This is a genomic window from Enterococcus sp. 12C11_DIV0727 (assembly GCF_002148425.2).
GTDB classification, from domain to species: domain Bacteria; phylum Bacillota; class Bacilli; order Lactobacillales; family Enterococcaceae; genus Enterococcus_L; species Enterococcus_L lemimoniae.
Map to the genome: position 1 here is coordinate 3,283,039 of NZ_CP147248.1, position 15,552 is coordinate 3,298,590.

Consider the following 15,552-nt stretch of genomic DNA (forward strand, 5'->3'; position numbering starts at 1 on the left):
TCCTCCCCTCTAGATCATCTGTGCGACAGCGAGTGTGTTTCCTATTCTTTTTGCCTCTTTTAACACACGATAGCCTTCTGATGTTTCATTTAGTTTAAGTAGAGATTGGCCTTTTAGATATAAAAGATAGGTCATTTCCCGATTATTTAAACGGTTCTTATCAATTAAAGCCAATTCACTTAAGCATTTTTTATTTCGGTTTTGATAGAAATATCTTATTCCAATGATTTCATGCCAAGAAAACAAGCCGCTCATTTGTTTCTTTTTAGCATTTTTCAGTTTCAATAAGTGTTCTAGGCAAGTAGTTAAATTTTCTTCATCTTTTAAAAAAAAATAGCAATACATTTGCGTATGATAATAAATGAAGAGGTAATCCAATGTGGAATGAAAGAAATGCTGATTTTTATGTAAATGCTCTAGGCAAACTTCGTAATTTCCTTCATCCAATAAAAGAAGACTGTCAAAAATAATAATAGACTGTTTAAAGCCATTAAACAAATCTTTTTTCTTTAAGGTTCCTTTTAAAGCAATGGCTTTTTGTAAATCACATTCGACCGTCAAAGCATAAATCATTTTTTCATATAGATTTTTTAAATACTCAAAAAGAATAACGATACTTAAGACAATAACACCCAGACAGCCAAAAATAAGCTTTGCGCCTAATTCTTGAGAACTAGTGACTAGATAATAAATATAGAACGCAAACAATACATAAGCAGCCCATAGGAAGCCTTTTTTCCAAAAGTAAATACTTTTCCAAACTAAATTCTTCATCTTTCTCACCTCATCGCAACTATATCATAAAAGATGTGATATGAACATAAAAAAAGAAGCTATAATCCTGTATAATTTCTTTTTAAATGTAAACGTTCTTAAAATGGTTAAAACGATCGTATAAACAGATTGAAAACGGTTAAAAATATTGTAGAATAAAAAGTGTAATCGAGATTGAGAAAATGTGGAGGGATCGTATGGCAACAATTCATGATGTGACAAAAGAAAGTTGGATTTTAAGCACTTTTCCTGAATGGGGAACTTACTTGAATGAGGAGATCGAACAGGAAGAAGTCAAGGCAGGAACCGTTTCTATGTGGTGGTTAGGCTGTACAGGGATTTGGTTGAAGTCACATGAAGGGACGAACATTTTATGTGACCTTTGGTGCGGAACTGGAAAACGAACACATGGCAATGGCAAAATGAAAAAAGGGCATCAAATGATGCGGATGAGTGGATGTGAGAACATGCAACCTAATCTTAGAACTCAGCCCTTTGTGATCGATCCATTTGCGGTCAAAGACGTCGATGCGTTGGTCGTGACTCATATTCATTCGGATCATTTAGATATCAATACAGCTGCGGCCGTCCATCAAAATTGTCCGAAGGCACGGTTTATTGGACCGAAAGAAGTGGTAAATACATGGTTAAAATGGGGCATTCCAGAAGAGAAAACCACAATCGTAAAACCTGGTGATCGTCTATCGATCAATGATGTGGATATTGTTGCTCTAGAAGCGTTTGATAGAACAGCTCTGGTAACTTGTGAGGATCCTGAAGTAATACTGAAAGGCAAATTACCTCAAGATATGGATGAAATCGCTGTCAATTATTTATTTGAAACAAGTGGTGGCAATATCTATCATGCAGGAGATTCACATTATTCTAATCTTTTTGCTAAACATGGGAATGAGCACAAAATCGATGTTTGTTTAGGCGCATATGGCGAAAATCCACGTGGGATCACGGATAAAGTTACGTCAGTTGATATGCTACGAATGGCAGAATCTTTAAATGCCAATGTGGTGATACCAGTTCATTATGATATTTGGGCAAACTTTATGGCGGATCCAAAGGAAATAACAGAAATCTGGAAGTTTAAAAAAGATCGCTTGGATTATCAATTTAAACCATTTATTTGGCAAGTTGGTGGGAAATTTACCTATCCAAACGACAAAGATAAACTTGAATTTAATTTCTACCGTGGGTTTGATGATGTCTTTACAAGGGACAATGATACACCGTTTCCATCATTTTTATAAGAAGGAGGAGAGCGAATGCTAAAGTATTTTTATGATAATGGATTGATCCAATTTTGTACCGATACTCCTGATAATTGGCAAGATGCGATTATTTTAAGCTGTCAGACACTATTGGAAAAAGGCATCATTACACAACAGTACATTGATGAAATCGTAGAATGTGTTCAAAAATATGGTCCCTATATCGTGATCGTACCAGGTGTTGCTATGCCGCATTCTTCAGAAGATAGTCAAGGTGTCTTAGGAACGGCGATTTCATTTACAAAAATGAGTCAAGATGTCGTTTTTGAAGAGAATAACGCTGAAAAGAATGCACGTTTATTTTTCACTTTAGCTGCTAAAAATAGCGAAGAGCATGTAGAAAATATCTCAAATCTATCTGAGATGTTGATGACTGATGGGGTGATCGAAGCATTGATGGATGTCGAGAATATGGAGGATTACGAAAAAGTGATGGCAACTTTTGACGTATAGAAAGAAGGGGAGTAAATGACACAAGTATTGGATTTTCTCATGGAAATTTGGGATTATTTCGCTGCAAATATCTTGACGCAGCCGGCATTTTTAATTGGGTTTATTGTTCTATTGGGCTATGTTTTACTTAAAAAACCGTTATATGAAAGTATTGCGGGCTTTTTAAAAGCAACGGTTGGTTATTTGATCTTGACGGTTGGATCGGGCGGTTTGGTGAATAATTTTCGACCAATTTTAGTGGGGTTAAAGGAACGCTTTAATTTAGATGCAATGGTCATTGATCCTTACTTTGGTCAAAATGCTGTTACAGCAGGTATTGAAGAAACTTTTGGACGAACATTCAGTGATACGATGATTTTATTATTGATTGCCTTTGTCATGAATATTTTATTAGTCCGTTTTAAGAAGTATACAAAGCTGCGAGCTGTTTTTACAACAGGGAATGTTCAAATTCAACAGGCGGCAACAGCGTTTTGGATTTTACTTTTCTGTTTTCCTGATTTAGGTCAGATTCAAATATTGTTGATCATGGGACTTATTTTAGGTTGTTATTGGGCTGTTGGATCGAATTTAACCGTTGATATCACGCAAGATTTAACAGAAGGAGCAGGTTTTGCAATTGCCCATCAACAGATGTTTGGGGTATACATTTTTGCTCGACTATCTGAAAAAATGAAAAAAAATAAAAATAATCGAAAGCTAGAAGATGTACAGTTGCCAGGCTTCTTATCGATCTTCAATGAAAATATGGTTGCTACTTCCATTTTGATGCTCTTCTTTTTTGGAATCATTTTAGTTGTATTAGGACCAGCCTATCTGATCGAGGCAGGATTTATGGAGCAAGGGCAAAGTTTCTTTTTCTATATTTTACAAACAGCTTTATATTTTGCAGTTTATCTTGCTATTTTACAATTAGGTGTCCGAACCTTCGTTTCAGAATTGACAGAATCATTCCAAGGTATTTCCAATACATTGTTGCCGGGTGCTGTACCAGGTATCGATGTTGCTGCGACCTTTGGTTTTGGTTCACCGAACGCTGTAACGATTGGCTTTTTATTTGGTGCCCTAGGACAATTTATCACGATTGGTTTACTGATTTTAGTTAAATCACCAGTTATCGTGATTGCAGGATTTATTCCGTTATTTTTTGACAATGCTGTAATTGCGGTTTATGCAAATAATCGTGGCGGGTTTAAAGCAGCCTGTATCTTCCCGTTTATTTCAGGTGTGATCCAAGTTTTAGGTTCTGCTTTGATAGCGGCATTTATCGGATTGTCTCAGTATGGTGGGTACATTGGTATGTTTGACTGGGCAACAGTTTGGCCGATAATGACGATTCTAATGAAGTATTTAGGTTATTTTGGAGTCGCTTTAGTAGTGATTTTACTATTGGCAATTCCACAATTGCAATATCGGGCAAATCCGGAAGGCTACTTCTTGATTGCTGAAGATTATGATGAATATGTAAAAAAAATGGCGGCAAAAAACGCTTAATTCTTAATAATATGATTGGAGGAATTTAAAATGAGAGTATTAGTATCATGTGCAAATGGATCAGGAACCAGTTTAATGATGAAAAAAAGTGTGGAGAAAGCATTGAAAGAACTAGGATTTAACATTACCAATATTCACCATTGTGCTATTTCTGAAGGGAAAAGCACAGCAGGACAATATGACGTTGTCTTTTGTCCAATGAATTTTTTAAATATGTTTGAAGCTGCTAAGAAAAAAGGCATTACTGTAGTAGGTGTGAAAAATGTAATGTCTGCTAAAGAAATCAGTGAGCGTGTTCAAGAAACAGATTTAGCGGCTAAATTTAAATAATTATGGCAAAATTATGAGATTGGGACAGAAGTGTTTAACTCCGAGAGATAAGAAGGAGTTGCTTCTGCTCCCACCGTTTATTCGGATACGAAGAGCCTGAAACATAACTGTTTGAGTTATGTCCCAGGCTCTCATGATAAATGAAAGCAGGGAGAAAATGAAATGAGTAGACCTAATTTACAAGTAGCTTTAGACCATTCGGATTTACCTAGTGCGATCAAAGATGTGGTAGCTGTTGGTGAAATTGTTGATATTGTAGAAGTTGGCACAATTCTTTGTTTACAAGCAGGAGAGCAAGCTGTTCGTTGCATTCGTGCCTTGTATCCCGATAAGAAAGTTGTTGCTGATACGAAATGTGCAGATGCTGGCGGAACCGTTGCTAAAAATTGCCGCGAAGCTGGAGCAGACTGGATGACTGTCATTTGCTGTGCAACGATTCCAACGATGGAAGCTGCAGCAAAAGAAGTGGAAGAAGTTCAAGTTGAACTATATGGAGACTGGACCTATGACCAGGCCCAAAAATGGTTAGATGCAGGCATTTCTCAAGCAATTTATCATCAAAGCCGAGACGCTCTTTTAGCAGGTGAAACGTGGGGAGAGAAAGATCTGGCCAAGGTAGCAAAACTAATTGAAATGGGCTTTAGAGTTTCTGTTACTGGAGGCTTGGATATTGAAACATTAACCTTATTCAAAGATCTTGAAGTCTATACCTTTATTACGGGGCGAGGCATTACGGCTTCTGCTGATCCAAAACAGGCAGCCAAAAATTTTCAAGCTGAAATCAAACGTATCTGGGGGTGAGATAGGTGACTACATTAGGGATCTACGAAAAAGCACTTCCTAAAAATATTAGTTGGAAAGAACGTTTGTTACTTGCAAAAAAGCTAGGTTTTGATTTTGTTGAAATGTCGATTGATGAAACAGATGAGCGACTTGATCGGTTGGACTGGACTCGTGAAGAACGTAAAGAAATCAGAGAAGCCATTTATGAGACAAATGTAAAAATTTTATCGATTTGTTTAAGCGGACACAGACGTTTTCCTTTTGGTTCAGAGGATGCTAAAGTACGAGCAAAAGCTTTGGTATTGATGGAAAAAGCGCTAAATTTAGCATCGGATTTAGGGGTACGTACAATCCAATTAGCCGGTTATGATGTATATTACGAAGAGAAAACAGTGAGATCAAGGGAATATTTTATTGAAAATTTAAAGCAGGCTGTAGCAATGGCAGCATCCAAGGAAATTGTCTTATCTATTGAGATTATGGACGATCCGTTCATAAATTCCATCTCCAAATTTTTAAAGATCAAAGAACAAATTCGTTCCCCCTATTTACAAGTATACCCCGACCTTGGCAATCTATCAGCGTGGCCGGGAAATGATGTTGGCTATGAACTAGAAATTGGAATCGATCAAATTTCTGCGATTCATCTAAAAGATACATTAGCCGTGACAGATCAGTTTGCTGGGAAATTTAAAGAAGTGCCATTTGGCAATGGCTGTGTAGATTTCTTGGGATGTCTCAAAACATTGAAACGGTTGGAATATCATGGTCCATTCTTAATTGAAATGTGGAGTGAAAATAGCGACACTCCTGAAAAAGAAATAGAAGAAGCAAAAGCATTTTTATGGCCATATTTAAAGGAGGCAGGCTATATTGACAACTGAACAATTGATTCAAGAAATGAAAGAAAGGGTTTTTGCTGCAAATCTGGAGCTACCTGATGCTGGATTGGTCAAGCTTACTTGGGGAAATGTGAGTGAGATCAATCGAGAGGCTGGGGTGATCGTAATCAAACCGAGTGGAGTTTCTTATAGTACGATGAAGTCGGGTGATATGGTCGTGACTGACTTGAATGGAGAGACAATAGAGGCAGGATTAAAGCCGTCATCTGATTTAGCGACCCATGTAGAATTATACAAAGCGTTTAAAGAAATTGGTTCAGTGGTACATACACATTCAAAATATGCAGTAATGTGGGCACAAGCAGGTCGTGAAATTCCTGCATACGGAACCACTCATGCTGATACTTTTTATGGTGGGGTGCCTTGTACTCGTCAATTAACACCAGAAGAAGTTACGTCAGCCTATGAACTTGAGACTGGGAAAGTGATTGTAGAAGCCTTCAAAGAAAAAGCAATCGATCCTTTGGCTGTTCCAGGAGTGTTAGTGTACGGTCATGGACCATTTACATGGGGACCAACGCCGCAAAAAGCTGTAGAAAACAGCATTGTTTTAGATGAAATAGCACAAATGGCGAGTATGACAGAAGTTGTGAATGAAGCTATTCAGCCAATTCCACAATATCTTTTAGATAAACATTTTTTTAGAAAACACGGTTCAAACGCTTATTATGGGCAAAATTAGAGCTAAATTTCTTTCAATTAAAAGTATAGATAAAGCTTGATAAAGGCTTATCTATACTTTTTTCTTTGTAATGACTAGGAAAGACTTGAATTTAACTTCAGAAAAGCTATACTAGAAAAATAACTTGATAGATAGAGAGGGGATAGGCATGGAAGAGAATAATTTAAAGCGTGAGATTTCTTTATTTGGCGCTTTTTCAACAGTTATGGGGACTGTTATTGGAGCAGGAGTATTTTTTAAAACAGCAAGTGTAGTCAGTTTTGCTCAGTCTCCGAGTCTAACGATTTTTGCTTGGATTTTAGGAGGTATACTGACATTGTGTGCAGGGTTAACTAGTGCAGAGTTAGCCACAGCAATTCCAAAAACTGGCGGGGCCGTCAAATATATTGAGTATACTTATGGAAAGTTACCAGGATTTTTATTGGGATGGGCACAAAGTGTGATCTACTTTCCCGCAAATATTGCAGCACTATCAATTATTTTTGGTACTCAGTTTATTCACTTATTCCATTTATCAAACGATTTTTTACTACCAATAGCATTTGCAACTGGATTAAGTGTGACTGTGGTCAATTTATTGGGAACAAAAACAGCGGCAAGTATGCAATCATTTACATTAATTATTAAGATGATCCCAATTGCTTTGATCGTGCTGGTAGGACTATTCATGCCAGCAAATGTGGAGGTCTCATTATTTCCTGTCAAACCTAGCGGAGATAGTAGTTTTATTCAAGCACTTAGTGGTTCTTTGTTGGCAACAATGTTTGCATACGATGGTTGGTTAGGCGTAGGAGCTGTAGCTGGAGAAATGAAACGACCAGAAAAAGATTTACCGAAAGCAATCTTTTTGGGGTTGACGTTTATTACAATCGTTTATGTTTTAATCAATTTTGTTTTCTTAAAAACATTACCGATTGAGCAACTTTCAGGCAATCTCAATGCTGCATCAGAAGCTTCAAACCAAATTTTTGGTTCGATTGGCGGTAAATTAGTGACAATCGGTATTTTAATTTCTGTTTACGGCGCATTGAATGGATATACGATGACAGGAATTCGAGTTCCATATGCGTTGGCATTGGAAGGGATGATCCCTTTCAGTCAACAATTTCAAAAATTATCGAAGAAGTTTGTGGTTCCTTATATGGCAGGAATTTTTCAATTTAGTATTGCGGCTATCATGATGTCTATAGGTAGTTTTGATTTATTGACTGATATGCTGGTTTTTGTTATGTGGCTGTTTAGTTTATTGATATTTGTGGCTGTATTGATTTTAAGAAAAAAAGAGCCTGAACTTAATCGACCTTATCGAGTCCCGTTTTATCCCATCATTCCAATCATCGCAATTTTAGGTGGAGCGTTTATTTTGATTACTACATTGTTTACACAAACCATTTTGGCTAGTATTGGGATCGGGATTACATTGCTAGGAATTCCAGTTTATCTGATAAATCAAAAAATAAATAGACGAAAGATCAAATAAGGGAGAAGTATTGTCAAAAAGTTAACACTTTATACTAAGAGATTGAGAAAAATAAACTAAAATATTTGATATAATAGAGTTGATCTAAGTCTTTGTCATTAGATAAAGCAAGTGCTCCTACTCAACCCTTTTGAGTGGGAGTAACTTTTTCTCAAAAATTTTAATAAAATTAACAATTTCTGAAAGTTATTCTGATCGTTTTTTTAGTATAATGGATATATCAAAACGATAAACTATTTTGGGGAAGATAGTGCATCAGAACTCTTGGTAAAGCTGTAGTGTTGATTTTTCAACGTTTACAGCTTTATTTTTTTACGTTAAAGATTAGAAATGGATCATCTATTTTTAAGTTCTATTGATTTGATCCAAAATAATTAGGTAAAGTTGAATTAGAAAAGCTTGAATGAAAAACGTAATAACTAAGATGATTTTTAAAACTAAGACAAAACAACCTGTTTTGTTTTAGTTTTTTTTCGCTATTTTTTTATTTAATTGCGTATATTTACTGTAAGGAGGGACGAAAATGGATATTAAAGAACTTTCTCTAAATTTGATTAAGTGGGGTGTTGCTGAATGTTTGCAAGATATCTATATTTTACCTATTGAAAATAAGGTTCAGATCTTTACCAGAAAAGGAAAAAAACGGGTAGTTTTTCAAGAACTGGATGAAAGTAACAGTGAAAAATTGATTTTTCATTTTAAATTTATCGGTGGTATGGACGTTGGTGAAAAGAGAAAAGCGCAGGTGGGTGCCGCAACTTACATGATCAACAAAGAGGCAATACGACTGCGCTTATCGACGGTTGGTGATTTTAGACAGAGGGAAAGTTTAGTCATTCGTTTTTTACATGTTTTTGGCAATAGTCGTGAGAATTATTTTTTACCTCAACAATTAGTAATGGTTAGAAATCAGGTTAAACGTCGTGGCTTACACTTGTTTTGTGGTCCTGTTGGCTCAGGCAAGACAACCTTGATGTACAAACTAGCAAAAGAAACGGACCAGTTTCAACAAGTGATTACGATTGAAGACCCTGTTGAAATCGAAGAAGAGACTTTTTTACAACTACAGACAAATTCTAAAATCGATTTGACCTATGATGTATTGATCAAGGCCTGTTTACGTCACCGCCCAGACATTTTAATTATTGGGGAAATTAGAGATGGCCTTACTGCACAGGCTGCAATCAGAGCGGCACTTACAGGGCATACCGTGTTTGCAACGATCCATGCAAGAAGTATTAGCGGAGTGTATGAACGGCTAGCTGAATTAGGTGTTCAACAAAGAGAGGTGTCAGAATGTTTAGCAAGCATTATTTATCAACGATTATTACCGTTTCGGACGACAAAGGATGAAGAAATTAGTGGATTACTTATGGACTATAACTTTTCTAGAAAAATGGTTTCTAAGTGGTCGCAAGAATTAAGAAAGGTTTGGGCATATGGCTTTATTGATAATCAAACATTTGAAGAAGAAAAAGAAGATTAATTTGTCAAAAAAAGAGCAGCAAACGTTTATTCAGTTACTTGCAGATTTATTAAGTAATGGTTTCACGATCAAAGAAAGCTTGCTGTTTATGAAAAAATCTCGTTCTGTTCAAAAAGATAGCATTGATTTTCTGTTAGATTTTATGGAGCGGGGAGATCCGTTACACAATGGGTTGGCTGAATTGGGGTTTCCAGGGACAATTATTACGCAGATTGAATTTGCTCAGACGCATGGTGATTTAGTAGGAACACTAAAAGAAATTAAACAGTATTTGAAAATTATGGAGAAACAACGACAAAATTTTTATAAAGTAATCAGCTATCCGGTGCTACTTTTACTTTTTTTAACAGTTGTTTTGATTAGTATTCGTCAAATTTTATTACCTCAATTGATGGCAAATGGAACGATTCAAGCGAATAATATTGGAATCCTCTTCATTCAACAAAGTCCGTATTTTATCCTTTCTTTTTTATTCAGTATTGTAGTTCTGATTGTCTTGATTCGTTGGTTTTTTAGGAAAAAAACTTATTTACAGAAGGCTGTATACATTTCTAAATTACCTGTTTTAGGGATCTTTTATAGAGAATACACTTCAGCTTTTTTTGCGCTTGAATGGGGGAAGTTATTTTCTCAAGGTTTAGAAATCAAAACGGTTATTCACTTGATGCAAATCATTGACCAACGCTCTCTTATGAGTGAACTTTCTGAAAAAATTGAAGAACAATCAATGTTGGGACAAACATTTTATGAGCAACTACCAAGATTACCGTTTTTTTCGCCAGAATTGTCTTTGATTATTCAGCAAGGACAAGTGAAAGGAAACTTAGGGAAAGAATTGATTTTGTATAGTGAAATTTGTTGGCGACATTTCTTCAAGCGGATAGAAAAGCTGATTCAGTGGATACAACCAATCATATTTTTAGTGGTTGCTTTACTAGTTGTAAGTATTTATGCCGCAATGCTATTGCCAATTTATGGTGGAATGGAGGAGTTTTTATGAAGCGAAAAAAAATGAAATATGGAGGCTTTACCTTATTAGAAATGCTAGTTGTATTATTGATAATTTCTGTTTTGATTCTACTATTTGTACCCAACCTGGCTAAACATAAAGAAGGTGTGGATAAAAAAGGCAATGAGGCAATAGTCAAAATAGTAGAGACTCAAATTGATCTTTACACGATGGAAAAAAATCAAACACCAACGATAGAACAGCTGTTGAATGAACAATATATCACACAAGAGCAATATGATAAATACCAGGCTAGTAAAAAATGACTCTAAACAGGCGAGATGGTTTTACGTTGATTGAATCGTTGTTGGTTTTGTTTATTTGTACGATGTTTATATTGCTACCAACACTTGCTATAAAGAAAACACAGCAAGTATTGGCGGTTGAACATTTTTTATCCTCATTTGAGAAAAAAATGTTGTTTACCCAACAAATGGCGGTTGTCAAGATGACAGACACACAAATCGTATTTTTTAAACAGAAGCAGCAAATCAAGTTTCTTCTAGATAAAAGCAATGAGCCAACTAATGATGCTATTCTAAATGTTCCAACAGCATTAAAAGCGGCTGGACCAGACAAGATCATTTTTAAAAATGGCTCAGGAAATAATGGTAAACTAGCAAAATTTTCTTTTTTATGGGTAGAAAAAAATCAAATGATCGAATTCCAATTTCAATTGGGGAGTGGCCGGTATGTTAAAAAAATCAAGCAGTTATAAAGGCTATATTTTACTTGAAAGTTTAGTTGCACTGGGTCTGTTATGCATAATAGTTGGGAGCTATATTTCGTTAAATACACTGTTGCTTAGAAAAAACAAACAAGCGACAGAACAATTGCTGATGCACCGTATACTATATGAAGAAATGAAGAGTTATGAGAATTATGGAGAGCAGTCTATTCAAGGTGAGCATGTATCAAATAACAGCTATCAGGTGCGCTTTGATAAGCGGAATAATAAATTGGTTGAAGTGGAGATCACAAATGGAAAAGAGGGCTTTATACTTAAGCAAGAATAATAGACAACATAAGTTTTCAGGTTTTACGTTAATAGAATGTTTACTCGCTCTATTGTTATTATCGATTATTTGTCTGCTTTTTTCTGCCTCTATCAAAAATGCTGTTGTCGTGACAACTCGTTTAAAAAGTGAAAGAGAAAAAGAATGGCAAATATTTATGATTCAGCTAGAAAATGAAGTGAAAAATTGTCATTACGAAAAGACCCAAGCAAATAAAATTATACTAACAAATACAAAAAATAATAAAAAGGTCTGGATTGAACATAAACTTGGGAAGATTGTAAAAGTAGAAAATGGTGGCTATCAACCACTTCTTACAGAGGTCAAACAAGCTATATTTAAAGAGGAAGGTAAGTATGTCATGATAGAAGTAACGTTTGAAAATGATGTTTACGCTGCTGCAAAATGGATCATTACTGGGAATCATACGCATGAATGATAACTATAAAGGGGGGATCTTACTTACCGCATTACTATTTGTATTTTTATTTAGCTTCATTTTTATCCAAGTTTTAGATGATTTTCAGTTAACACAGCAATTTACACAAAGAACAAAAGAATATTACCTCGCTAAAACAATGGTAAGCATGCTTATTTCTGATATTAAACAAGGAAATGTAAAGCTTAAAAATAAAGGTCAACAGAATTTTTCAGCAGGAATAGTACACTATGAATATGATCGAGCGGTGCTGAAATTTGTAGTTCAATTAAATCAAAAAACTTACAAATTTCAAGAAGAGTATCAAGAAAATGAAATAGAAAAAATACAACTAAAAAATAAATAGATAATCAGTAAAGTTAGCGCATTTCAAAATTTGTGAAACGTGTTTCAAACTAAAATTAAAAAAAACTAATACAGAGGGATGTTTTTTGAAAGAAAACCTGTTTGGTACATTAAATTATTTTTAAAAAAATAAGAGTAGTTCAGCGATTTATAAATAATATTGGGAAATTGATTGATTATTGTCAGGTTTTTCGTTAAAATAGAACAGGTATGAAAATTGTTATATTATAGATGGAAATTGAGGTGTTTCTTTTGTTCCCTGAGAAAATAGAAAAGGCTTTCGGTTTAATGGAGCAGTCGATCCAATTGCTTAAACAATCTTTAGACACATCATTTCTAGATGCATACACTGAAAATGGCGAAAATATCATTGATAATTTCCAAGTACGTGTGTTGGATGGAGTCCCTGATGAGCAAACTGTTCAAAAGCTTAAAACCATTTATCAAAAACTACAAGCAATAGAGCTAGATCCAGAAGAAATTAGACGTTTGTCACAGTTGATCTTACTTAAAGGGAATAAAGCTGAGTCCTTACAGGCCAATCATCAGCTAACGCCGGATAGTATCGGTTTCTTGTTTGTTTATTTGATCGAACAACTATACAAACCAGACCATTCACTAAAGATATTAGATATTGCATCAGGTATGGGAAATCTTCTTTTAACGATCATTCTTAACCTGAATATAGCAAACTATCCAGCTCAAGGTTTTGGTGTAGATATTGACGATACATTGCTTTCAGTTTCGGCTACTAACAATGAGTGGACAAAAGCGGCAATACAACTATTCCATCAAGATGGCTTACAAGACTTACTTGTTGACCCAGTTGATGTAGCAGTCAGTGACTTGCCAATTGGGTATTATCCAAATGATGAGAAGGCTAAAGAATTTGATTCAGCAGCAGAAGAAGGACATAGTTATGCCCATCATTTATTGATGGAGCAAGCAATGAAATTTGTAAAACCCGATGGTTATGGACTATTTTTGATACCAACCAATATTTTAGAGACCGAACAGAGTTCATTCTTCAAAAATTGGTTGCAAAAAAATGTTTATCTCCAAGGAATGATCCAGCTACCGGATGAACTGTTTAAATCAGTCCAATCCAGAAAAAGTATTTTGTTTGTCCAAAATAAAGGTGAGCATAGTGAACAAGCGAAAGAAGTACTTGTTGCAAAATTAGGTTCATTAAAAGACCCTGCAAAAATCACACAATTTTTTCAACAATTTGAGGCTTGGAAGTCTTCAAATTTAAAATAAAACAACCGATAAAGAGGAGAGTATTATGTCTAAAACAATTGCAATCAATGCTGGAAGTTCAAGTTTAAAATGGCAGTTATACCAAATGCCAACTGAAGAAGTAATCGCTAAAGGAATCGTTGAACGAATTGGTTTAAATGATTCAATCTTTACAATCAAATATGGCAACGACGAAAAATATGAAGAAGTCATTGATATAAATGATCATGATGTTGCTGTAAAAATGTTATTAGATAAATTAACTGAATTGAATATCCTAGCTTCTTATGACGAAATTACAGGGGTTGGACACCGTGTTGTGGCTGGTGGAGAAGACTTTAAAGATTCTGTTGTTATCGATGATGAAGTTTTAGCGAAAATCGAAAAATTAGCAGAGCTTGCACCATTACACAACCCAGCAAATGCAATGGGAATCAAAGCATTCAAAAAAATCTTACCTGAAATTATCAGTGTTGCGGTTTTTGATACTGCATTCCATACAACAATGCCTAAACACAACTTCTTATATAGTATTCCAACTGAGTACTATGACAAATATGCAGCGCGTAAATATGGTGCACATGGAACAAGCCACAAATATGTTGCCGATCGTGCAGCAGAAATGCTTGGACGTCCAATTGAAGAGTTAAAAATTATTACTTGTCACTTAGGAAATGGTGCATCAATTACAGCTGTTGATGGTGGTAAATCGGTTGATACCTCAATGGGCTTCACACCACTTGCTGGTGTAACAATGGGCACTCGTTCAGGTGATATCGATCCTTCTTTATTAGCTTACTTAATGGAAAAACTTGAATTGACTGATATCAAAGACATGATCGATATCTTAAATAAAAAATCAGGTTTACTTGGTTTAACAGGTATTTCTAGTGATATGCGTGATTTAGAAGCAAATATGGATAAAGAAGCTGTTCAAGTAGCTTACGATATCTTCACAGATCGTATCCGTAAATACATCGGTAGTTATGTAACTGTATTAAACGGTGTTGATGCAATTGTCTTTACTGCTGGAATTGGTGAAAATGATTCACATGTCCGTAGTGAAGTAATCAAAGGCATGACTTGGTTTGGTTGTGAATTAGATGACGAGAAAAACAATGTTCGTGGAAAAGAATCAGTGATTTCTACAGATGACTCTAAAGTTAAAGTATTATTGATTCCAACTGATGAAGAATTGATGATTGCTCGTGACGTTGAGCGTTTAAGAAAATAATTGTTCAAAAAAGAAGCAACTCGACTTTAGTCGAGTTGCTTCTTTTAATGATTAAAAGTTAATCTTCATCCTTTAAAACTGGGATTTTATTGTCTAAGTCAGTTCTTACTACTAGCACATCACAAGCAGCATTGCGAATAACGTACTCAGAAACAGATCCAATAAATAATCGCTCAACAGCATTTAAACCAGTCGCGCCTAACATGATCAAATCAACGTCATGATCTTGAGGCAATTGTTTTGCAATCAAAGGTTTTGGAGAACCATATTCAATGACACTAGACACTTTTTCACAACCATGTTCCTTAGCTTGTTTTTTATAACCTTCTAGTGTTTGTTTCGCCATTTCAGTAGCCTGTTCAGCTAAAACACCATCAAAAGAAGAAACAGATTGGAATGCCCGTGTATCAATAACATGAGCTAACAATAGTTCAGCATCATTTCTCATAGCAACATTCATTGCTTTTTGAAAAGCTAATTCTGCCTCAGCTGATCCGTCAACCGCCACCATAATTTTACGATAATTTTGTAACATTATACATCACTCCTTTTCAAATAGTTGAAGATACCTAGCATTGGATACTTTAATTGTAGAACAAAATC

General features: G+C 35.3%; 19 protein-coding genes. 17 read left to right on the plus strand and 2 right to left on the minus strand.

Annotation, left to right across the window (positions count from 1 at the left end):
- Positions 1 to 9 precede the first annotated feature (9 nt).
- Complete coding sequence (locus tag A5866_RS15625; RefSeq protein WP_086280561.1) at positions 10 to 774, minus strand: hypothetical protein; 765 nt, start codon at positions 772 to 774, stop codon at positions 10 to 12.
- A 197-nt stretch (positions 775 to 971) separates the two neighbouring features.
- Here A5866_RS15625 and ulaG point away from each other — a divergent pair, with 197 nt between their 5' ends.
- The 17 genes from ulaG to A5866_RS15710 all read left to right on the plus strand — a co-directional run bounded on the left by ulaG (position 972) and on the right by A5866_RS15710 (position 14,949).
- The gene (gene ulaG, locus A5866_RS15630; protein WP_086444884.1) at positions 972 to 2,036 is read left to right on the plus strand and encodes an L-ascorbate 6-phosphate lactonase; all 1,065 of its coding nucleotides are present in this window, start codon (positions 972 to 974) and stop codon (positions 2,034 to 2,036) included.
- 15 nt (positions 2,037 to 2,051) lie between these two features.
- Positions 2,052 to 2,510 (plus strand): PTS sugar transporter subunit IIA, encoded by a 459-nt coding sequence (locus tag A5866_RS15635; RefSeq protein WP_086280566.1) that lies wholly within the window; start codon positions 2,052 to 2,054, stop codon positions 2,508 to 2,510.
- 15 nt (positions 2,511 to 2,525) lie between these two features.
- Complete coding sequence (locus A5866_RS15640; RefSeq protein WP_086280568.1) at positions 2,526 to 4,004, plus strand: PTS ascorbate transporter subunit IIC; 1,479 nt, start codon at positions 2,526 to 2,528, stop codon at positions 4,002 to 4,004.
- 30 nt (positions 4,005 to 4,034) lie between these two features.
- Positions 4,035 to 4,334, plus strand: a complete 300-nt coding sequence (locus A5866_RS15645) for a PTS sugar transporter subunit IIB (protein ID WP_086280571.1) — start codon at positions 4,035 to 4,037, stop codon at positions 4,332 to 4,334.
- A 162-nt stretch (positions 4,335 to 4,496) separates the two neighbouring features.
- Positions 4,497 to 5,135 carry a 3-keto-L-gulonate-6-phosphate decarboxylase UlaD gene (locus tag A5866_RS15650; RefSeq protein ID WP_086280574.1) on the plus strand — a complete coding sequence of 213 codons (639 nt, stop codon included), beginning with the start codon at positions 4,497 to 4,499 and terminating at the stop codon, positions 5,133 to 5,135.
- Between the two features lie 5 nt (positions 5,136 to 5,140).
- On the plus strand, positions 5,141 to 6,001 hold the full coding sequence (locus A5866_RS15655) for an L-ribulose-5-phosphate 3-epimerase (protein WP_086280577.1): 861 nt from the start codon (positions 5,141 to 5,143) through the stop codon (positions 5,999 to 6,001).
- Complete coding sequence (locus tag A5866_RS15660) at positions 5,991 to 6,701, plus strand: L-ribulose-5-phosphate 4-epimerase (RefSeq protein ID WP_086280580.1); 711 nt, start codon at positions 5,991 to 5,993, stop codon at positions 6,699 to 6,701. Before A5866_RS15655 ends, A5866_RS15660 begins: the two co-directional genes overlap by 11 nt.
- A gap of 148 nt (positions 6,702 to 6,849) precedes the next feature.
- On the plus strand, positions 6,850 to 8,181 hold the full coding sequence (locus A5866_RS15665) for an APC family permease (RefSeq protein ID WP_086444883.1): 1,332 nt from the start codon (positions 6,850 to 6,852) through the stop codon (positions 8,179 to 8,181).
- A 523-nt stretch (positions 8,182 to 8,704) separates the two neighbouring features.
- Positions 8,705 to 9,667, plus strand: a complete 963-nt coding sequence (gene comGA / locus A5866_RS15670; protein ID WP_086444882.1) for a competence type IV pilus ATPase ComGA — start codon at positions 8,705 to 8,707, stop codon at positions 9,665 to 9,667.
- Positions 9,621 to 10,667, plus strand: coding sequence for a competence type IV pilus assembly protein ComGB (comGB, locus tag A5866_RS15675; protein WP_086444881.1), 1,047 nt, complete (start codon positions 9,621 to 9,623; stop codon positions 10,665 to 10,667). Before comGA ends, comGB begins: the two co-directional genes overlap by 47 nt.
- Positions 10,664 to 10,942 (plus strand): competence type IV pilus major pilin ComGC, encoded by a 279-nt coding sequence (gene comGC / locus A5866_RS15680; RefSeq protein WP_086280593.1) that lies wholly within the window; start codon positions 10,664 to 10,666, stop codon positions 10,940 to 10,942. Before comGB ends, comGC begins: the two co-directional genes overlap by 4 nt.
- Positions 10,939 to 11,394: a competence type IV pilus minor pilin ComGD gene (comGD, locus tag A5866_RS15685; RefSeq protein WP_086444880.1), complete on the plus strand. Its 456-nt coding sequence runs from the start codon at positions 10,939 to 10,941 to the stop codon at positions 11,392 to 11,394. The genes comGC and comGD overlap by 4 nt, the downstream gene beginning before the upstream one ends.
- Positions 11,369 to 11,692 carry a competence type IV pilus minor pilin ComGE gene (gene comGE / locus A5866_RS15690; RefSeq protein WP_086280601.1) on the plus strand — a complete coding sequence of 108 codons (324 nt, stop codon included), beginning with the start codon at positions 11,369 to 11,371 and terminating at the stop codon, positions 11,690 to 11,692. Before comGD ends, comGE begins: the two co-directional genes overlap by 26 nt.
- Positions 11,658 to 12,131: a competence type IV pilus minor pilin ComGF gene (gene comGF, locus A5866_RS15695; protein WP_086280604.1), complete on the plus strand. Its 474-nt coding sequence runs from the start codon at positions 11,658 to 11,660 to the stop codon at positions 12,129 to 12,131. The genes comGE and comGF overlap by 35 nt, the downstream gene beginning before the upstream one ends.
- Positions 12,124 to 12,477, plus strand: coding sequence for a competence type IV pilus minor pilin ComGG (comGG, locus tag A5866_RS15700; RefSeq protein ID WP_086444879.1), 354 nt, complete (start codon positions 12,124 to 12,126; stop codon positions 12,475 to 12,477). The genes comGF and comGG overlap by 8 nt, the downstream gene beginning before the upstream one ends.
- Positions 12,478 to 12,728: 251 nt before the next feature.
- The gene (locus A5866_RS15705; RefSeq protein WP_086445540.1) at positions 12,729 to 13,736 is read left to right on the plus strand and encodes a class I SAM-dependent methyltransferase; all 1,008 of its coding nucleotides are present in this window, start codon (positions 12,729 to 12,731) and stop codon (positions 13,734 to 13,736) included.
- 25 nt (positions 13,737 to 13,761) lie between these two features.
- Positions 13,762 to 14,949, plus strand: a complete 1,188-nt coding sequence (locus A5866_RS15710) for an acetate kinase (protein ID WP_086444878.1) — start codon at positions 13,762 to 13,764, stop codon at positions 14,947 to 14,949.
- Positions 14,950 to 15,007: 58 nt separating this feature from the next.
- On the opposite strand, the gene A5866_RS15715 is transcribed toward A5866_RS15710, so the two are convergent.
- Entirely contained in the window at positions 15,008 to 15,484 is a 477-nt protein-coding gene (locus A5866_RS15715; RefSeq protein WP_086444877.1) for a universal stress protein, read from the minus strand.
- Between the last annotated feature and the right edge of the window lie 68 nt (positions 15,485 to 15,552).